This is a genomic window from Mesorhizobium sp. 1B3 (assembly GCF_050958605.1).
Lineage (GTDB): Bacteria > Pseudomonadota > Alphaproteobacteria > Rhizobiales > Rhizobiaceae.
Genome location: NZ_JBJHDO010000011.1, coordinates 62,115 through 79,640, shown reverse-complemented (window position 1 = coordinate 79,640; position 17,526 = coordinate 62,115). Strand labels below are relative to the sequence as shown.

The 17,526-nt window shown below is 64.5% G+C and carries 19 protein-coding genes; 10 read left to right on the top strand and 9 right to left on the bottom strand.

Going from position 1 to position 17,526, the window contains the following annotated elements:
• Positions 1 to 188: 188 nt before the first annotated feature.
• The 5 genes from ACCO56_RS25275 to ACCO56_RS25255 form a co-directional block, all read right to left on the bottom strand.
• Positions 189 to 1,532, bottom strand: coding sequence for a bifunctional folylpolyglutamate synthase/dihydrofolate synthase (locus ACCO56_RS25275; RefSeq protein ID WP_433643654.1), 1,344 nt, complete (start codon positions 1,530 to 1,532; stop codon positions 189 to 191).
• 130 nt (positions 1,533 to 1,662) lie between these two features.
• Complete coding sequence (gene accD / locus ACCO56_RS25270; protein WP_433643653.1) at positions 1,663 to 2,583, bottom strand: acetyl-CoA carboxylase, carboxyltransferase subunit beta; 921 nt, start codon at positions 2,581 to 2,583, stop codon at positions 1,663 to 1,665.
• 35 nt (positions 2,584 to 2,618) lie between these two features.
• The gene (trpA, locus tag ACCO56_RS25265; protein ID WP_433643652.1) at positions 2,619 to 3,458 is read right to left on the bottom strand and encodes a tryptophan synthase subunit alpha; all 840 of its coding nucleotides are present in this window, start codon (positions 3,456 to 3,458) and stop codon (positions 2,619 to 2,621) included.
• A gap of 2 nt (positions 3,459 to 3,460) precedes the next feature.
• Positions 3,461 to 4,681 carry a tryptophan synthase subunit beta gene (trpB, locus tag ACCO56_RS25260; RefSeq protein ID WP_433643651.1) on the bottom strand — a complete coding sequence of 407 codons (1,221 nt, stop codon included), beginning with the start codon at positions 4,679 to 4,681 and terminating at the stop codon, positions 3,461 to 3,463.
• A gap of 213 nt (positions 4,682 to 4,894) precedes the next feature.
• Complete coding sequence (locus ACCO56_RS25255; RefSeq protein WP_433643650.1) at positions 4,895 to 5,548, bottom strand: phosphoribosylanthranilate isomerase; 654 nt, start codon at positions 5,546 to 5,548, stop codon at positions 4,895 to 4,897.
• 242 nt (positions 5,549 to 5,790) lie between these two features.
• On the opposite strand from ACCO56_RS25255, the gene ACCO56_RS25250 reads away from it, so the two are divergent.
• Both ACCO56_RS25250 and ACCO56_RS25245 read left to right on the top strand, forming a co-directional pair.
• Positions 5,791 to 6,297 carry a DUF305 domain-containing protein gene (locus ACCO56_RS25250; protein ID WP_433643649.1) on the top strand — a complete coding sequence of 169 codons (507 nt, stop codon included), beginning with the start codon at positions 5,791 to 5,793 and terminating at the stop codon, positions 6,295 to 6,297.
• 171 nt (positions 6,298 to 6,468) lie between these two features.
• The gene (locus tag ACCO56_RS25245) at positions 6,469 to 7,113 is read left to right on the top strand and encodes a redoxin domain-containing protein (RefSeq protein WP_433643648.1); all 645 of its coding nucleotides are present in this window, start codon (positions 6,469 to 6,471) and stop codon (positions 7,111 to 7,113) included.
• Between the two features lie 39 nt (positions 7,114 to 7,152).
• On the opposite strand, the gene ACCO56_RS25240 is transcribed toward ACCO56_RS25245, so the two are convergent.
• The 4 genes from ACCO56_RS25240 to ACCO56_RS25225 all read right to left on the bottom strand — a co-directional run bounded on the left by ACCO56_RS25240 (position 7,153) and on the right by ACCO56_RS25225 (position 10,513).
• On the bottom strand, positions 7,153 to 7,914 hold the full coding sequence (locus ACCO56_RS25240; protein WP_433643647.1) for a M48 family metallopeptidase: 762 nt from the start codon (positions 7,912 to 7,914) through the stop codon (positions 7,153 to 7,155).
• Positions 7,915 to 8,025: 111 nt separating this feature from the next.
• Positions 8,026 to 8,472, bottom strand: a complete 447-nt coding sequence (locus tag ACCO56_RS25235) for a DUF2852 domain-containing protein (RefSeq protein ID WP_433643646.1) — start codon at positions 8,470 to 8,472, stop codon at positions 8,026 to 8,028.
• Between the two features lie 118 nt (positions 8,473 to 8,590).
• Positions 8,591 to 9,733: a benzoate/H(+) symporter BenE family transporter gene (locus tag ACCO56_RS25230; protein WP_433643645.1), complete on the bottom strand. Its 1,143-nt coding sequence runs from the start codon at positions 9,731 to 9,733 to the stop codon at positions 8,591 to 8,593.
• 3 nt (positions 9,734 to 9,736) lie between these two features.
• Positions 9,737 to 10,513, bottom strand: coding sequence for an alpha/beta hydrolase (locus ACCO56_RS25225; RefSeq protein WP_433643643.1), 777 nt, complete (start codon positions 10,511 to 10,513; stop codon positions 9,737 to 9,739).
• A gap of 205 nt (positions 10,514 to 10,718) precedes the next feature.
• Between ACCO56_RS25225 and infC the strand changes: the two genes are divergently transcribed.
• The 8 genes from infC (at position 10,719) to ACCO56_RS25185 (ending at position 17,476) form a co-directional block, all read left to right on the top strand.
• The gene (gene infC, locus ACCO56_RS25220) at positions 10,719 to 11,255 is read left to right on the top strand and encodes a translation initiation factor IF-3 (RefSeq protein ID WP_433643790.1); all 537 of its coding nucleotides are present in this window, start codon (positions 10,719 to 10,721) and stop codon (positions 11,253 to 11,255) included.
• Positions 11,256 to 11,455: 200 nt separating this feature from the next.
• Entirely contained in the window at positions 11,456 to 11,665 is a 210-nt protein-coding gene (rpmI, locus tag ACCO56_RS25215) for a 50S ribosomal protein L35 (RefSeq protein WP_433643642.1), read from the top strand.
• A gap of 38 nt (positions 11,666 to 11,703) precedes the next feature.
• Positions 11,704 to 12,105, top strand: a complete 402-nt coding sequence (gene rplT, locus ACCO56_RS25210; RefSeq protein WP_433643641.1) for a 50S ribosomal protein L20 — start codon at positions 11,704 to 11,706, stop codon at positions 12,103 to 12,105.
• Between the two features lie 116 nt (positions 12,106 to 12,221).
• Positions 12,222 to 13,307: a phenylalanine--tRNA ligase subunit alpha gene (gene pheS / locus ACCO56_RS25205; RefSeq protein WP_433643640.1), complete on the top strand. Its 1,086-nt coding sequence runs from the start codon at positions 12,222 to 12,224 to the stop codon at positions 13,305 to 13,307.
• A complete protein-coding gene (locus ACCO56_RS25200; RefSeq protein ID WP_433643639.1) occupies positions 13,304 to 13,711 on the top strand; it encodes a GFA family protein in 408 nt (135 codons plus the stop codon). The genes pheS and ACCO56_RS25200 overlap by 4 nt, the downstream gene beginning before the upstream one ends.
• A gap of 38 nt (positions 13,712 to 13,749) precedes the next feature.
• Positions 13,750 to 16,164, top strand: coding sequence for a phenylalanine--tRNA ligase subunit beta (gene pheT / locus ACCO56_RS25195; RefSeq protein ID WP_433643638.1), 2,415 nt, complete (start codon positions 13,750 to 13,752; stop codon positions 16,162 to 16,164).
• Positions 16,165 to 16,277: 113 nt separating this feature from the next.
• Entirely contained in the window at positions 16,278 to 16,871 is a 594-nt protein-coding gene (locus tag ACCO56_RS25190; protein ID WP_433643637.1) for a cytochrome b, read from the top strand.
• Between the two features lie 38 nt (positions 16,872 to 16,909).
• Positions 16,910 to 17,476 carry a YceI family protein gene (locus ACCO56_RS25185; RefSeq protein WP_433643636.1) on the top strand — a complete coding sequence of 189 codons (567 nt, stop codon included), beginning with the start codon at positions 16,910 to 16,912 and terminating at the stop codon, positions 17,474 to 17,476.
• Positions 17,477 to 17,526: the final 50 nt, after the last annotated feature.

Genomic DNA, 17,526 nt, shown 5'->3' with positions numbered 1-17,526 from the left:
TATTGCGGACAAAAGTCAACGCCCAGAAATCCCGGCCGGGTGGCTTCGGCAGGATGAGTCTGTTTCCGTGCGGGGCCTGAGCGCTCCGGATGCTTCGCGACGGGAACGCCAATGCCTGAAAACTCGGATAGAGCAGGATCATCGACGGATCGGGCGCCGCCTTCGCTTCGCCTTCAGGCGCGATACTGTCAGGCTGGCGGGGTTCCGTTCTCCGCCAAGACCGCGCCGATCAGATAGAGCGAGCCTCCGATCAGGATGCGCGGCGGCGTCTCCCCGGGATCCCAGGTGTCGCGCAGGAGCATCAGCGCGTTGGCGACGGAATTGACCGGCTCGGCCGACAGGCCCGCTTCGGCGGCGCGCACCGCAAGCTCCGTGTTGGCAACGCCGAACTCGCTGGAAGCGACAGGCACGGTGTAGACGTGCCGCGCCATGCCGTGGAAGGCGTGGAAGTAGCCGGTCTGGTCCTTGGTGTTGATCATGCCGGTGATCAGGAAGAGCGGGCGCGGGAATTTCTCCTCCTGCTCGGTCAGCGCCTCGGCGATGACGATCCCGGCTCCGGGATTATGACCGCCGTCGATCCACACCTCGGCGCCGGCCGGCGCCAGCTCCGAAAGGTGGCCCTGCGGCAGCTTCTGCATGCGGCCCGGCCAGTCGACCGTCGCCATGGCGCGGTCGACGGCGGCGTGGCCGAGCTGGAAGCCAGCCGCTTTGACGGCGGCGATCGCGGCCGCCGCGTTGGCGTATTGGTGTCGGCCGATCAGTCGGGGCGGCGTCAGATCCATCAGGCCCTCATGGTCCTGGTAGATCATGCGGCCATTTTCCTCGAAGGCTATGAAGTCCTGGCCGTAGATCGAGACGGGGCAGTCCAGGCGTTCGGCCGTTTCGGCGAGCAGCTCCTGCGCGGCGTCGAATTCCTGAGCGCCGATCACCACCGGCGCACCGGGCTTGATGATGCCGGCCTTCTCGGCCGCGATCAGCTCGACGCGGTCGCCGAGATAGGCCTGATGATCGAGCGAGATCGGCATGACGAGGGATACGGCCGGGGTCTTGATGACGTTGGTCGCATCGAAGCGGCCGCCGAGCCCGACTTCGATGATCGCGGCGTCGGCCGGATGCTCCGAGAAGAGCTGGAACATCACGGCGGTCAGGATCTCGAAGACGGTAATGGTTTCGCCGCCATTGATCGCGGCGACGCGCGCGATGGCGTCGGCAAGCACCTCGTCCGCAACGAGCTTGCTGCCGCCCGGCGCGCCCATGCGATAGCGTTCGTGCCAGTTCACCAGGTGCGGCGAAGTGTGGACATGGACGCGCTTTCCCTCCGCCTCGAGCAGCGCCCGCGAGAAGGCTGCAGCCGACCCTTTGCCGTTGGTGCCGGCGATATGGATGACCGGCGGCAGCCGGTCCTGCGGATTGCCCATCCGGTCGAGAAGACGCGAGATACGCTCCAGCGAGAGATCGAAGTCTCTCGGATGGAGCTTGGTCAGGCGCTCGATTTCACGGTCGGCGGCGGAGGTGGCGGAAGTCACGATCATGTCCTGGTGCCGTACTGGATTCGAAATTCCTGCTCGGTCGATGGCATCGGTGTCCAGGAATTTCCAATCCCAACCACATCAACCCCCGAAAAACACGCGGGTGCGCCGCGCGGAGCGAACCGCGCTTGGATCAGGCGTGCGGACGCGTTTCCGCCGATACCACGGAAGGTGGCAGGACCTCCGGCTCGATTGCGTCGGGAAGCGGCGTCTTCAAGAGGATCTTGAGGAGCCGTGCGATCGTGTCCTTCAGTTCAAGGCGCGAGACGACCATGTCGACCATGCCGTGCTCCATGAGATATTCGGCGCGCTGGAAGCCTTCAGGCAGCTTCTCGCGGATCGTCTGCTCGATGACACGTGGTCCGGCGAAGCCGATCAGCGCGCCGGGCTCGGCGATATGGATGTCGCCCAGCATCGCGTAGGAGGCCGTCACGCCGCCGGTGGTTGGGTTGGTCAGCACCACGACATAGGGCAGCCCCGCCTCCTTGAGCCGGTCGACCGCGACGGTGGTGCGCGGCAACTGCATCAGCGACAGAATGCCCTCCTGCATGCGCGCGCCGCCCGAGGCGGCGAACAGAACCATGGGGCGTTTCTTCTTCAGCGCCACGTCGAACGCAGCGATGATCGCCTCCCCGGCGGCCATGCCCAGCGAGCCGCCCATGAAGGCGAAATCCTGAACGGTCGCCACGATCGGCAGGCCGTGGATCGTGCCGGTGCCGCTGAGGATGGCGTCCTCCAGGCCGGTCTTGGCCTTGGCGTCCTTCAACCGGTCGACATAACGCTTCTCGTCGCGGAACTTCAGCGGGTCGACGGTAACCTTGGGATTGTCGATCGTCTCGTATTTCCCCTCGTCGAAGAAATATTTGAGCCTCTCCTTGGCCGAGATCTTCATGTGATGGCCGGAGGAGGGAATGACGTACTGGTTCTCCTCGAGGTCCTTGTGGAAGACCATCTCGCCCGACTCGGGATCCTTGATCCAGAGATTCTCGGGCATCTCGCGGCGGCCGAGCATCGAATTGATCTTCGGTCGGACGAAATTGGTGATCCAGTTCATGACGACGGTTCCCGTTTACCGAACAGATGGGAAAACTATCGGGCCGAAGCAAGGCGCGCTGCACGAACGCCCTGAGCCAGGCCGTTCACCAACGTGGCGACGGCTTCCGCCGGGTCGGCGGTCTTCTCGCCCTTCGGCCCAAGCACATTGGCGACGGCATTGACCACCGCCGTTCCGACCACCACGCCATCCGCCGAGGCGCCGATGACGCGCGCCTGCTCGGCGGTCTTGACACCGAAGCCGACACAGACGGGCAGGGTTGTGTGGCTCTTGATGCGTTCGACCGCCGCCGCGACCTTCGACGTGTCGGGGAGCGCCGAGCCGGTGATGCCCGTCATCGACACGTAGTAGACGAAGCCGGACGTGTTCTGGAGCACTGCGGGCAGCCGCTTCTCGTCCGTGGTCGGGGTGGCGAGCCGGATGAAGTTGAGCCCGGCCTTGAGGGCGGGGATGCAGAGCTCGGCGTCCATTTCCGGCGGCAGGTCGACCACGATGAGCCCGTCGATGCCGGCGTCGATCGCATCGGTTATGAAGCGGTCCACACCGTAGATATAGATGGGATTGTAATAGCCCATCATGATGATCGGCGTTTCATTGTCGTCCTTGCGGAACTCGCGGGTGAGCTGGAGCGTCTTCGCGAGCGTCTGTCCGCCCTTCAGGGCGCGCAGCCCCGCCGCCTGGATCGCCGGGCCGTCGGCCATCGGATCGGAGAAGGGCATGCCGAGCTCGATCACGTCGCTGCCGGCCCTGGGCAGCGCCTTCATGATCGACAGCGAGGTTTCATAATCCGGGTCGCCGCCCATGAAATAGGTGACGAGGGCAGGGCGGCCCTCGGCCTTGAGCTTCTCGAAACGGCGGTCGATGCGGGTCGTCATGATCAGATCTCCATGCCCATCATCTTTGCCACCGTATGCACGTCCTTGTCGCCGCGGCCGGACAGATTGACGATGACGATCTGGTCCTTGCCCATGGTCGGCGCGAGCTTCACCGCCTGGGCGATGGCGTGAGCCGATTCCAGGGCCGGGATGATGCCTTCCACCTTGGTGGTGAGCTGGAAAGCGTCGAGCGCCTCGTCATCGAGGATAGGGACATATTCGACCCGGCCGGTGTCGCGCAGCCAGGAATGCTCTGGCCCGACGCCGGGATAGTCCAGGCCCGCCGAGATGGAATGGCCGTCCAGGATCTGACCATCGTCGTTCTGCAGGAGGTAGGTGCGGTTGCCATGCAGCACGCCGGGCGAGCCGGCATTCATGGAGGCGCAATGCTCGACGCCTTCGAGCCCACGCCCGCCGGCCTCGACGCCGATGATGCGCACGCCCCGATCGTCCAGGAAGGGATGGAAAAGGCCGATGGCGTTGGAGCCGCCGCCGACCGCGGCGATGATGACGTCAGGCAGCCTGCCTTCCTGTTCGAGGATCTGGGCGCGGGCTTCCGTGCCGATCACCGACTGGAAGTCACGGACGAGCTCCGGATAGGGGTGCGGTCCCGCGGCTGTGCCGATCAGGTAGTAGGTATCCTCGACATTCGTCACCCAGTCGCGCAACGCCTCGTTCATGGCGTCCTTGAGCGTGCCGTGCCCTGACGACACCGGGCGCACTTCGGCGCCGAGCAGCTTCATGCGGAACACGTTGGGTTTCTGCCGGTCGACGTCGGTGGCGCCCATATAGACCACGCAAGGATAGCCGAAGCGGGCCGCGACGGTGGCCGAGGCGACCCCGTGCTGTCCCGCGCCGGTTTCAGCGATGATGCGTTTCTTGCCCATGCGCTTGGCGAGCAGTATCTGGCCAAGACAGTTGTTGATCTTGTGCGAGCCCGTATGGTTCAGGTCCTCGCGCTTGAAGTAGATCCTGGCGCCGCCCAAATGCCGCGTCAGGCCCTCGGCGTAGTAGAGTTTCGAGGGTCGGCCCGCATAGAAGGTCGACAGCGCCTGCAGCTCTTCCCGGAAGGCCGGATCGTTCTTGGCTTCATGCCAGTGCCGCTCGAGATCGAGGATCAGCGGCATCAGGGTCTCGGCGACGAAGCGTCCGCCGAAAATGCCGAACATGCCCTGTTCGTCGGGTCCGGTGCGGAATGAGTTGGGCTCCGCCGGCTTGTTCATCAGCCGATCTCCTGTTGCTGCGCGCCGGGGAAGGTTCCATGGCCGCCCCGGCAAGGCCGAAACCATGGCTATGTCGCGGACGGGACAAAAAGTAAACCGTGCCCTAAGCAGGTTTCGGAAAAGTGTCCCACCGTTTTCCGATAAAAACCTGCGGCAACACAGGAAGCCAAGCAGGTGAGGCGCGGGCGGCGCCACACAAGCCTGCTTGATCGTTCACGCTCCGCTTTTGTCCTGGGCGGCGTGCACGGCGCGAAAAAACTCGCCGATCAGGGCTGTATCCTTGACCCCCGGCGATCGCTCGACGCCGGACGAGACGTCGATGCCCGGCGGGTTGGCCAGACGAATGGCCTCGCCGACATTGGTGGCGTTGAGCCCTCCGGAAAGCATGTAGTCGATGCCCTGGTCGAGTTGCCGCAGCAAACGCCAGTCGAAGGCGATGCCGTTGCCGCCCGGCAGTTCCGAGCCGGCGGGGGGCTTGGCGTCGAAAAGCAGCCGGTCGGCGACGCCGGCATAGGCCGCGACTTTCTCGAAGTCGGCAGGGGTGCTGACGGAGAAGGCCTTGATGACCGGCAGGCCGTAACGCGCCTTGACCGCCGCCACGCGATCCGGCGTCTCCTTGCCGTGGAGCTGGAGCATGTCGGGCGCGACCGCCGCCACGATCCCGTCGAGCGCGGCATCGTCGGCGTCGACCGTCACCGCGACGGCCTTGGCCCTGCCGCGCGCCGCCTGCCGCAGCCGGCCGGCCTGCGCCGACGCGATGTTGCGCGGGCTCTTCGGGAAAAAGATGAAGCCGACATGCGAGGCGCCGGCGTCGAGCGCGGCGGTCAGGGCATCAGCCGTCTTCAGGCCGCAGATCTTGATGTCCATGGCAGGGGAAGTGGCATGAAACGGCGGGCGAGTCGAGAGCCTATAGCGAGTAGTCAGTGGCGACTAGTGGAAGGTTGGCTTGTGCTTGCGAGCGTATGGGCCTGTTACGGCCGCGCTATTGCCTGCGCGGCGCATGATCGCGCGCTTGCAAGCCGGGGAGCCGATCATGGAACATTCGACGACAAGTTAGGTTGTAAGCGCACCAGCGGCTTAGGAATGCGGCACCGACCAAGGGAAGAAGAATGTCACGCGGCGATGAAATGCAAGCCGGACATGGAAGCGGGAAGCACCGCGGTCACGGCCGACCCTATTTCATGTTTTGGGTCAACATGGCTCTCGGCCTGGCCGTCATGTATGTCGTCATGTTCTCCATGATCGACGGCTGGGGTGACTTCAGGAACAACCTGAACATGTTCTACATGGCCGTGACCATGTGGGCGCCAATGGGCATCTTCATGCTGGCCACCATGCCCGGCATGTATCCGAACCGGAGAGCAAATTTCGTCCTCTACGTTCTCTTCGCCGCGCTGACCGCGGGGTCGTTCTGGGCGACGCGCGCACAGGCATTTATCGATGACCGTCAGTTCATCAGCTCCATGATCCCGCACCATTCCGGCGCGATCCTGATGTGCCGCGAGGCAGACCTTTCCGATCCCGAGCTCGTGACGCTCTGTGGCGAAATCACCAAAGCGCAGCGGACGGAGATCGAGCAGATGAACAAAATCGCTGCGAGGATCCGCACGCAATAAGAGCAAAGTATGACCCTAAGGCTTGATCGGCATCCGTTCTGCCCAGGCGTTTTGCGGTTGCGCGGATCAGGAACACGATTGGCAGCAGGCGCCGGCAGCCGGCCGAGCGGGAACATGCCGCCAGCCGCCCGGTTGGGCGACATGTTGACCAACCGGCGGAAGGAGAGCCCCATGAGACAGGATATGACTGCGGGAGCAAGGTTCCCCGATTACGTCCTTCCCGACCACACCAAGGCGCCCCGGCGCCTTTCGGATCTCCAGGGCGATCAGCTCATGATCGTCATGCTCACACGCGGATTCTTCTGCCCCAAGGACCGTCAGCACATGCACGAACTCGTGCGGTTTCACCCGCAGTTCGTGGTGGGCTACACCCAGATTGTCACCATCACCACCGATGATTGGCACATCACCAACAACTTCCGGCAGCAGACCGCAGCTCCCTGGCCTTTCCTCTATGACGAGGAGCGGATCGTGCAGAAGGATCTCGACATCAAGGAATACACCGACACCACCCACGATGTGATGATCCCGCACACGATCGTGCTGGGCCGGGGCCTCGAGGTCTTCAAGGTTTACAACGGCTATTACTATTGGGGCCGGCCCTCGATGGCGGAACTGCACGGGGACTTGCGCGAGTTGGCTCGGCAAACCTATCGCGACTGGGACATCACCAAGCCCGAACTGAGGACGAAATGGGAAAAGGGAGACAAGTCCGACTTCTATCCCTACGGAGACGATTCCATCTCGATGGAGAGGCTGATGCTCGAGATGGCGGGCGCTACTGATCAGTATGCGGGTCGAGCGGACCGGACCTGATCCGATGATCGGCCGACCGTTCCGATCCGCATGCGCCCTTCACTCCTCGAAGCGGATCGCCTGGAGCGCTCCGCCATTGCGTTTCAGCCAGTCCTTGCGGCGGTCGGTGTCGGGGCACAACTCCTTGCAGAGCTTCCAGAATCTCGGCCCGTGGTTCATTTCCTTGAGATGCGCCACTTCGTGGGCGACGAGATAGTCGACCACCGGAAGCGGCGCCATCATGATGCGCCAGGAGAAGGACAGCGTCCCGTCCGAGGTGCATGAGCCCCAGCGGCTCGACGTGTCGCGAAAGCGGATCGCCTTTGCGCGGCGCCCCACTGCGCGGGTGTGCTTGTCCACCAGCGCCTCGATGTCGTGCTTGGCCTCGCGTTTCAGGAAATCGGCTAGGCGGCGCCCGAGATGGCGGCGGTCGCCATGGACGATGAGCACCGGCCCATTCTCGTCCTGGGATATGGTTACGCTCCCGCGCGTGCCGGGCTCGTGCACGATGAGATGCGGCATGCCGCGCAACGGGATCTTGATGCCCGGGCGCACCTGAGGACGATCGGGCACCCGAGCCAACCGCTGCTCGAGCCAGCCCTGGTGGCGGTTGAGGAAATGCTCGACCTCTCGGGCGGAAATGCCGGGTGGCACCGTGATGCGCAGGCCGCGCCCTCCGGTATCGATCCTGAGCGTCAGGCGGCGGGCGCGGTCGTTCTCGACGATCCTGAGCGGCAGCGTGCGGCCAGCCACCTCGTGCAACCTTTCCCGCGCGGGCGCCGGTTTCGGTGTCTGCAGGCGTTTCAGGAAGGACAGGGGCATGGCGGGAGCAAACACTGATTCGCGTCGCGTGACGAGTGGGGATCCCACGCAGCCGGCAATGAAAAACGGCGCCGTTGCCGGCGCCGTGGCTACAGAGACGTCAGGCTGAACTCAGGCCTCGTCGAGCAGGCCCGTGGACGATCCCTTGCCGCGCGGCTTGGGATTGGCGGGGGTCGACTTGGAGCGGCTTGCCATGAAGCGGTCGAACTCTTCCTGGTCCTTGGCGCGGCGCAGTTCGCGCATGTATTCGTCGAACTCGCTGAGTGTCTCATCGAGCTTGCGGCGCTCTTCGGCGAGCCGTTCGAGCTCCTTCTCGCGCCAGTCGTCGAAGGCGACATTGCCGGTCCGACCGTAGCCGTTACGGCGGCGACCGCGGCAGCCCGAAAAGACGCCGTCGGTGGCGCGGTTTACGTCGCGCTTGAAGCCGTCAAGCCGGTCGCCCCAGATAATATAGGCGAGCATGGCGAGGCCGAGCGGCCAGAACACCATGAAGCCGATCACCATCAAGGCGATGGTCGCCGGCGTCCAGGCCGGACGGATCAGTGCATTCGTGTTCATCTTCTCCCGTTCCTTCCGTTGGGGGGCAACCATTTCATGGCTGCTCCAATCGACATGGTAGCGGGAAAATGGCGATTCAAGACGGCTTCGGCGAAAACCCGACAAAAGCCTGATTCGTTTAATGCTTTTTGGCGGCTTCCAGGCCGAGCACGGTCAGGCCGGCGATCAGCCCCCAGAAAGCCGAGCCGATGCCGCCCAGCGTCAGGCCCGATGCGGTGACGACGAAGGCGGTGACGGCAGCCATACGCTCCCGCTCATGCCCCAGCGCGATAGAGAGGGCGTTGGCGAGCGGCGCCATCAGAGCGAGCCCGGCGACCAGCACGATGAGGCTCTGCGGCAACACGGCGAAGATGGCGACCAGCGATGCTCCGAATGCTGCGAAGACTAGATAGGCAAGGGCATAGAAGGGGCCGGTCTTCCAGCGCTGGGCAGGATCCGGATGCGCGTCCGCGCCGGTGCAGATCGCAGCCGAGATGGCGGCAAGGTTCGTCGTCAGGGCGCTGAACGGCGCCGTAAGCAGCGAGACGAAACCCGTCGCGGTGATCAACGGGCCCGCATCCGGCCGATAGCCTGCGGCCCGCAGCACGGCGAGGCCGGACAGGTTCTGCGATGCCATCGTCACGAGATAGAGCGGGACGGCGAGGCCGACCGTCGCAGCGACGGAGAACTCCGGCATGGTCAGCGTCAGGGTCGAAAGCTCCGGCGCGGGCAGCCCGCCGATGCGTCCCGAAACAAAAGCAACCATTCCGCCGCCGACCAGCACGGCCAGCACCGAAAGTGCGGGGTTGAAAAGGCGGATGGTGAAGAACGCGGCGACCAAGGGCACGACGAGCCAGGGGTCGACGGGCACCGTCCTCGCGGCATTCATGGCAAAGGTGACCACGATGCCGGCCAACATGCCCGACGCAACAGAGGCCGGGATGCGTGAGACGAGTTTGGTCAGCGGCTTGAACAGGCCCGTTGCCATCAGAAGGAGTGCAGTCACGACGAAGGCTCCGATGGCATCCGCCATGGTGAAGCCGCTGGATGCCGCGACAAGGGCCGCACCGGGCGTCGACCAGGCGGTGATGACGGGCATCCTGGTCCGCCAGGAAAGCCATGCCGTCTCGACGGCCATCGCGAGACAGATGGCCGTAACCCAGCTCGCGGTCTGCGCCTGGGTCGCCCCAACCGCCTCTGCCGCCGCGATGATGACGGCAAGCGTGCCGCCGAAACCGACGATCGCCGCGACGAAGGCCGAGATCGGGACGGAGGCACGCATTGCTTATTGTGCCGCCTGCTCGACCATCGCCGAGACGGTCTTGATCAGCATGTCGAGATCTTCAGGGCGCGACAGGCGGTGGTCTCCGCCTGGAATGAGCGAGACCGTCACGTCGTCGGCGGGCAGCAGGCTGACCAGCTTGAGCGCATGGGTGTGCGGCACGTCGGGATCGGCGAGGCCCTGCAGGACATGGACAGGGCAGTGTGTGTCGATCGGCCCTGTCATCACGCGGTTGGCGGCGCCGTCTTCGAAAAGCGCGCGGGTGTAGATGTTGGGCTCGGGCGAATATTCCGACGGTTCCTCGAAGAAGCCTTGCTCGGCGAGCGACCGCCGGTGGGCCGGTGTCAGCTGCGGCTCCATCAGCTCCGTCGTGAAATCCGGAGCCGGCGCGAGCAGGACAAGCCCGCCGACCCGGCTGCCCTCGCCCGCCTTGTTGAGTTCGGCGATCATGCGCAGGCCGATCCAGGCGCCCATCGACGAGCCGACCAGCACTTGCGGGCCCGTCGTGTAGCGGCGAAACACGGCGAGGCTTTCGGCGAGCCAGCGCGAGATCGTACCGTCACGAAAGGTGCCGCCCGAGACACCGTGACCCGAATAGTCGTGGCGGGTATAGGCATGGCCGGTTTCGGCGGCCCACTGGTCGAGCCGTTCGGCCTTGGTGCCGATCATGTCCGAGCGGAACCCGCCGAGCCAGACGATGCCTGGCGCCCGCCCCTGCCTGTGGCGAACCGCGATCCGGTTGCCGTCCACCTCGATGCTTTCGCTTCTTTCTTCCATCATGCGCCGGTCTCCATCGGTCCCGCGACTTTTGGCACAGCCGTCATGCCACGGAAAGTGCCGCCGAAAAGCGCAATGTCGGTTCATGTCGGCATGTGCGGTTTCGGATGATTTATTGTTGCACCTGTGCTATTGACTTGCGCCGCGCCGACACGACATAGGCGCGACAAGCAACCAAGAAACTCAACGGCTCGAGGAGACCACGACCATTCGCAGACCATTCAAAGCCGCGGCGCCCACCAAGGAAGGCCCGCGCGCAAACAGGGACATCCGGGTTCCCCGGGTGCAGCTCATCGACGAGACCGGTAACAATCGCGGCGACGTTTCGATCAACGACGCGTTGCTGGCCGCTGAAGAGGCAGGCCTCGATCTCGTGGAAATCTCTCCCAACGCAAATCCGCCCGTCGTCAAGATCCTTGACCTGGGCAAGCTGAAATACGCCAACCAGAAGAAGGCGGCAGAGGCGCGCAAGAACCAGAAGGTCATCGAGATCAAGGAGATCAAGATGCGCCCGAACATCGACACGCATGATTACGACGTGAAGATGAAGGCGGTGCGTCGCTTCTTCGAGGAAGGCGACAAGGTCAAGCTGACGCTGCGCTTCCGCGGGCGCGAGATGGCGCATATGGAGCTGGGCATGCAGCTCCTGAACAAGGTCCGCGAAGAGGTCGCCGCCATCGCCAAGGTCGAGGCGGAGCCGAAGCTCGAAGGCCGCCAGATGATGATGGTGCTTGCTCCGCGCTGAGCGGGGAAGCACGTCATGCCAACACGCGGGAAAGTCGTTCGGGAAGGCAGTTGCGCTTTTCCGGACCACTCGCTATAAGGCCGCGTTCCAAAGAAAGCCGCCCGGCAGGGCATGCCGTGGCGGCTTCGTATGCTTTTCGGACTTTGGTCGGTCCGGAAACGGCAATCAACAGGCCGTCAAGGCCGATAGGAGATAGCAAAATGCCCAAGATGAAGACCAAATCCGCTGCCAAGAAGCGGTTCAAGATCACCGCGACCGGCAGGGTCAAGGCGCAGGCCGCCGGCAAGCGCCATGGCATGATCAAGCGCACCAACAAGTTCATTCGCGATGCCCGCGGCACGATGGTTCTCGCCGAGCCGGATGCCAAGAAGGTCATCAAGAATTTTCTTCCCAACGGCGGCGGCCTCTGAGCCCGGCCTTCGGATCAAGCGTTTAAGGAGATCATGACATGGCACGCGTAAAGAGAGGCGTCACCGCCCACGCCAAGCACAAGAAGGTCCTGAAAGCCGCCAAGGGTTTCTACGGCCGTCGCAAGAACACTATCCGCGTCGCGAAGCAGGCGGTCGAGCGGTCCAAGCAATACGCCTATCGCGACCGCAAGAACCGCAAGCGTTCGTTCCGCGCGCTTTGGATTCAGCGCATCAACGCGGCTGTCCACGAGCAGGGCCTGACCTACGGCCGCTTCATCGACGGCCTGAACAAGGCCGGTATCGAGATCGACCGCAAGGTTCTGTCGGACCTGGCGATCCACGAGCCGCAGGCTTTCGCCGCCCTAGTCGCCAAGGCCAAGGTCGCGCTCGAATATCTGAAGAACACCACCCCGAACGCGTTTGAGAGCGCTGTCGCCTAAGACCAGCGCTTCCCAAGCTTTCGAAATTCTGATTTGGGAAACCCGCGCTGGCAGGGCTGGCGCGGGTTTTTTCTTTGCATGATCGACAGGCCGCTTGGCCAGGACAGGTCCGGAACATGAGCGAACTTGCCACTCTTGAAGCTTCCCTTCTCTCCGAGATCGCCGCGGCCGGCGACGAGCAGGCGATCGAGGCCGTGCGCGTCGCCGCGCTCGGAAAGAAGGGGTCCGTGTCGGAGATGCTGAAGACGCTGGGCTCGATGAGCCCGGAGGAACGGCAGTCCAAGGGCCCGGCGATCAACGGGCTGAAGAACCGCGTGACCGAGGCGCTCGCCACGCGCAGGGCGGAGCTTAGGGATGCGGCGATCGCCGCCAGGCTTGCCGCCGAGACGGTGGACGTGACGCTGCCCGTGCGCCAGTCGCCGGCCGAGCGCGGCCGCATCCATCCGATCAGCCAGGTGATCGACGAGATCACCGCGATCTTCGCCGACCTCGGCTTCTCCATCGCGGAGGGGCCGGATATCGAAACCGACTACTACAATTTCACGGCGCTGAACTTCCCGGAAGGGCACCCTGCACGGGAAATGCACGACACCTTCTTTTTCCCGCCCGACGCCGACGGCGCCCGGAAGCTGCTGCGCACCCACACCTCGCCGGTCCAGATCCGCACCATGGAAGTGCAGAAGCCGCCGATCCGCATCGTCATTCCCGGCAAGACCTACCGACAGGATTCCGACGCCACCCACTCGCCCATGTTCCATCAGGTGGAGGGGTTGGTCATCGACAAGACCGCCAATGTCGCCAACATGAAATGGGTGCTGGAGGAATTCTGCAAGGCGTTCTTCGAGGTGCCGTCGGTCAAGATGCGCTTCCGGCCGAGCTTCTTCCCTTTCACGGAGCCGAGCCTCGAGGTCGACATCCAGTGCGACCGTTCGCGGCCGGGCGAGGTGCGCTTCGGCGAGGGCTCCGACTGGATGGAGATCCTGGGTTGCGGCATGGTTCACCCGAACGTACTGCGCCATGGCGGACTCGACCCGGACGAGTATCAGGGCTTTGCCTGGGGCATGGGTATCGACCGCATCGCCATGCTGAAATACGGCATGCCGGATCTGCGCGCCTTCTTCGATGCCGACGTCCGCTGGCTGGCGCATTACGGCTTCCGGCCCCTCGACATCCCGACCCTGTTCGGGGGGCTCAGTTCGTGACGGCACTGCATTCCGGTGGCTGCCGCTGCGGCGCCGTGCGCTTCGAGGCGTCGGCCGATCCGCTCCACGTCAGCTACTGCCATTGCACGGATTGCCGCAAGGCGTCGGGCGCGCCGGTCTCGGCCTTCGTCGGCTTCATGGCCGACGCGGTCGTCATCTCCGGCGATACGCTGAAGAGCTACGTCAACGGCCCGGTGAGCCGCAGCTTCTGCCGGAAATGCGGCTCACCGATCGCCTATCTCGACGCGCGCCTGCCCGACAGCATCTATTTCATGCTCGGCGTCATGGATCTGGCCGCCTACTACAAGCCGACCCTGCATGCATGGGTGCGCGAGCAGCTTCCTTTCGTGCACATGCCGGACGGTCTGCCGCGCCATCTGACGAGCAGCGTTCCAAGACCCTAGACCTCAATGAAACCGGAAGACCTCCGGAGGATTGCCTGATGAAACTTACTCTTTCCTGGCTGAAGGATCATCTCGAAACCGACGCGTCGCTCGACGAAATCGTCGAGCGGCTGACCGCCATCGGCCTCGAGGTCGAATCGGTCGACGACAAGGCGCAGTTGAAGCCCTTCGTCATCGCCAAGGTGCTGACAGCTGGCCGGCATCCCGACGCCGACAAGCTGCAGGTGCTCACGGTCGACACCGGCGATGGCAGGCCGATCCAGGTCGTGTGCGGCGCGCCCAATGCGCGGGCGGGGCTGGTCGGCGCCTTCGCGGCACCCGGCACTTATGTGCCCGGCATCGATGTGACGCTGTCGGTCGGCAAGATCAGAGGGGTCGAAAGCCATGGCATGATGTGCTCGGAGCGCGAGCTGCAGCTCTCAGACGAGCATGACGGCATCATCGACCTGCCAACCGACGCGCCGGTCGGCCAGTCCTTTGCGGCCTGGGCGCATCTCGACGATCCGGTGATCGAGATCAACCTGACGCCCAATCGGCCGGATGCCACCGGGGTCTACGGTATCGCCCGGGATCTGGCGGCGAGCGGCCTCGGCCGCTTGAAGACGCCGCCGGTTGAGGCGGTTACGGGCAGAGGCAGGACGCCGGTGGCGGTGACGCTCGAGTTCGGCGACACGCCACCGCTCTGCCACGGTTTCGCGCTGCGCCTGGTGCGGGGCGTCAAAAACGGGGCCTCGCCGAAATGGCTGCAGCGTCGGCTGCTCGCCATCGGCCTCAGGCCGATCAACGCGCTGGTCGACATCACCAACTACATGACCTTCGACCGCGGCAGGCCGCTCCACGTGTTCGATGCGGCGAAGGTCGCTGGCGACCTTGTCGTCCGCCGCGCGGCGCAAGGCGAGAAGGTGCTTGCCCTGGACGGGCGCGAATATGAGCTTACGCCCGAAATGTGCGTCATCGCCGATCGCAACGGTGTCGAATCGATTGCCGGCATCATGGGCGGCGAGCATTCCGGCTGCGACGAGAATACGACCGATGTGCTGATCGAGTCGGCGCTCTGGGAGCCGCTCAACATCGCCCGCACCGGCCGCACGCTCGGCATCATCACCGATGCGCGCTATCGCTTCGAACGCGGTGTCGATCCGGAATTCATGGTTCCCGGCCTGGAACTCGCGACGCGGCTGGTCCTGGATTTCTGCGGCGGCGAGCCGGCCGAGACGGAAGTGGTGGGCTATGCCGGTCACAAGGCGAAGCTCGTTTCCTTCCCCGTCTCGGAGGTGAAGCGGCTGACCGGCCTCGACGTGCCGAAGGCCGAGAGCCTCGATATCCTGACGCGCCTCGGTTTTCAGCCTCAGGGGTCGGGCGACGTCGTCGACGTGGCAGTCCCGTCCTGGCGCCCCGATGTGGAAGGGAAGGCCGACCTCGTCGAGGAAGTCATGCGCATCCATGGCGTCGACAACATCGCGCCGGAACCGATGGTCAATCATGACGCTGTCAACGCGAAGATCCTGACGACGCTGCAGATCCGCACCCGCGCCGGCAAGCGGGCGCTCGCGGTGCGCGGCATGATGGAGGCCGTCACCTGGTCGTTCATTCCTGCCAAACACGCGGAGTGGTTCGGCGGTGGCCAGGCGGCGCTCAAGCTCGCCAACCCCATCGCCGCCGATATGTCTGATATGCGGCCGTCGCTGCTGCCCGGCCTGATCGCTGCTGCGCAGCGCAATGCCGACAGGGGCATCGGCGACGTGGCGCTGTTCGAAGTGTCGGGGACCTATGAGGGCGATACGCCAGACAGGCAGCGCCGGGTCGCCGCGGGCGTGCGGCGGGGCACCGCCAGGCTCGAGGGCGCGGGCCGCCACTGGGCCGGCAACGCCGCCCCGGTCGGCGTGTTCGACGCCAAGGCCGATGCCCTTGCCGCGCTGGAGGCTTGCGGCGCGCCGGTCGACAAGCTGCAGATCGAGGCGGGCGGGCCGTCCTGGTATCATCCTGGCCGTTCCGGCACGATCAAGCTCGGTCCCAAGACGGTTCTCGGCACTTTCGGGGAATTCCACCCGAAGACGCTCGAAGTGCTCGACGTTGCCGGCCCGCTTGCCGGTTTCGAGGTTTATGTCGACGCCGTCCCCGAGCCTAAGGCGAAGCCGACGCGCACCAAGCCGAAGCTCGAGCTCTCGCCGTTCCAGGCGGTGAAGCGCGACTTCGCCTTCGTGGTCGACAAGCCCGTCGAGGCGGGCGCACTGATCCGTGCAGCCCTGGCCGCCGACAAGAAGCTGATCACCGGCGTCTCGGTCTTCGACGTGTTCGAAGGCGCATCGCTGGGCGCCGACAAGAAGTCGGTGGCCATCGAGGTTTCGATCCAGCCGGTCGACAAGACGCTGACCGATGAGGATTTCGAGGCGCTGGCCGGCCGCATCGTCGAGAACGTGAGGAAGCAGACGGGCGGCGTGCTGCGCGCCTGATCGGATACCGGGCCTCGAATTTGCGCATCACGTCCGAAAATCGACTTCGGGTGCGATGCGCAGGGGAAGACCGGCGCGCCTCCTGGCGTTAACATCGCCTGGAGGCGCCGGTCATGATGCGCAACAGCAGGCAGGCATACGGGCTGGTGGCGATCGTCCTTCATTGGTTGATCGCGCTGCTGATCCTCGGGCAACTGGTGTTCGGGACGATCATGGTGAGGATCGCCGACCAGCGCCTCGCCTTCGAGCTGATCCAGTGGCACAAATCCTTCGGCTTCCTGACGCTGGCGCTGGTCTGCGTCAGGCTCGCGTGGCGGTTGGCCAGTCCCTTGCCGGTCTATCCGGCGACGCTGCCCGACTGGGAGATTCGCTCGGCGCGCGCCGTGCACCGGCTGTTCTACGTCCTGATGCTCGCCCTGCCGCTCAGTGGTTGGGCATTGGTGTCGGTGTCGGTGCTCGCGATCCCGACCCTTGCCTTCGATCTCGTTGTCATTCCCCATCTTCCGCTCGGCATATCGGAAACGTCCGAGAATTTATGGGCCGCGGGGCACCGGCTGCTCGGCTACGCCATGATGGGGCTCGTCTCGATCCATGTCGCGGCGGCGCTGCGGCACGAATTCTGGCTGAGGAACCGGCTGTTGTGGCGCATGCTGGCGCCGGGGTCGCGGATTCGTGAAGAGCGGTCCCGGAATTTCGCCGACCGATGATCCGTTGACGTGCACAATCGCAATGACGGAAATCCAAGATGATCGCTCGGGCCATTGGCGTAAGCCTGCTTCTTGCCTTGCCCGCCGTCGCGGCGGTATCCTTGGGTGACGCGGCTGGGCGTTATGTGATCAATGCGGGCGGGTCCACTATCGCCTTCAGCATCCCCAAGGCCGGAGGCGGCGCCTTGTCGGGAACTTTCGGCCGCTTCCGCGGCGATATTCGGATCAGCGGACAGAACATCGCGAGTTCGCAGGTCGACATCACCATCTTTCCAGACAGCGTGCGCACGGGCGAGAGCCGCACCGACGCCTTTCTCAAATCCGACGCGGTGTTCGACACCGCCAACGAAAAGGAGATCCGCTTCCGCTCCACCTCCGTAAAACGCACCGGAGACAGTACGGCGGTGGTTTCGGGGCCGCTCACGGCGCGCGGCCGCACCGGCAATGAGAGCTTCAATGTCGAGCTCGAGAGCCTCTCCGGGCGAGCGGTCAGTTTCCGGGTTACCGGCAGGGTGCTGCGCTCGCGCTACGGCATGGATGTCGGCACGCCGATCTATTCCAATATCGTCGACTTCGACATGACGCTTGCGGCCCGGCGCGGGTGACAAGCGCGACTGGCAGAAGTGCCGCTTTTCTTTCCTGTTCCGGCCCGATA

Excerpts from the sequence above, each read along its gene's own strand:
- ACCO56_RS25225 (WP_433643643.1), bottom strand. The coding sequence starts at position 10,513 with ATGATGGAAGAAAGAAGCGAAAGCATCGAGGTGGACGGCAACCGGATC.
- ACCO56_RS25275 (WP_433643654.1), bottom strand. The coding sequence starts at position 1,532 with ATGATCGTGACTTCCGCCACCTCCGCCGCCGACCGTGAAATCGAGCGC.
- accD (WP_433643653.1), bottom strand. The coding sequence starts at position 2,583 with ATGAACTGGATCACCAATTTCGTCCGACCGAAGATCAATTCGATGCTC.
- trpB (WP_433643651.1), bottom strand. The coding sequence starts at position 4,681 with ATGAACAAGCCGGCGGAGCCCAACTCATTCCGCACCGGACCCGACGAA.
- ACCO56_RS25250 (WP_433643649.1), top strand. The coding sequence starts at position 5,791 with ATGTCACGCGGCGATGAAATGCAAGCCGGACATGGAAGCGGGAAGCAC.
- ACCO56_RS25230 (WP_433643645.1), bottom strand. The coding sequence starts at position 9,733 with ATGCGTGCCTCCGTCCCGATCTCGGCCTTCGTCGCGGCGATCGTCGGT.
- rpmI (WP_433643642.1), top strand. The coding sequence starts at position 11,456 with ATGCCCAAGATGAAGACCAAATCCGCTGCCAAGAAGCGGTTCAAGATC.
- pheT (WP_433643638.1), top strand. The coding sequence starts at position 13,750 with ATGAAACTTACTCTTTCCTGGCTGAAGGATCATCTCGAAACCGACGCG.
- ACCO56_RS25255 (WP_433643650.1), bottom strand. The coding sequence starts at position 5,548 with ATGGACATCAAGATCTGCGGCCTGAAGACGGCTGATGCCCTGACCGCC.
- ACCO56_RS25240 (WP_433643647.1), bottom strand. The coding sequence starts at position 7,914 with ATGCCCCTGTCCTTCCTGAAACGCCTGCAGACACCGAAACCGGCGCCC.
- pheS (WP_433643640.1), top strand. The coding sequence starts at position 12,222 with ATGAGCGAACTTGCCACTCTTGAAGCTTCCCTTCTCTCCGAGATCGCC.
- rplT (WP_433643641.1), top strand. The coding sequence starts at position 11,704 with ATGGCACGCGTAAAGAGAGGCGTCACCGCCCACGCCAAGCACAAGAAG.
- ACCO56_RS25185 (WP_433643636.1), top strand. The coding sequence starts at position 16,910 with ATGATCGCTCGGGCCATTGGCGTAAGCCTGCTTCTTGCCTTGCCCGCC.
- ACCO56_RS25190 (WP_433643637.1), top strand. The coding sequence starts at position 16,278 with ATGATGCGCAACAGCAGGCAGGCATACGGGCTGGTGGCGATCGTCCTT.
- ACCO56_RS25235 (WP_433643646.1), bottom strand. The coding sequence starts at position 8,472 with ATGAACACGAATGCACTGATCCGTCCGGCCTGGACGCCGGCGACCATC.
- trpA (WP_433643652.1), bottom strand. The coding sequence starts at position 3,458 with ATGACGACCCGCATCGACCGCCGTTTCGAGAAGCTCAAGGCCGAGGGC.
- ACCO56_RS25245 (WP_433643648.1), top strand. The coding sequence starts at position 6,469 with ATGAGACAGGATATGACTGCGGGAGCAAGGTTCCCCGATTACGTCCTT.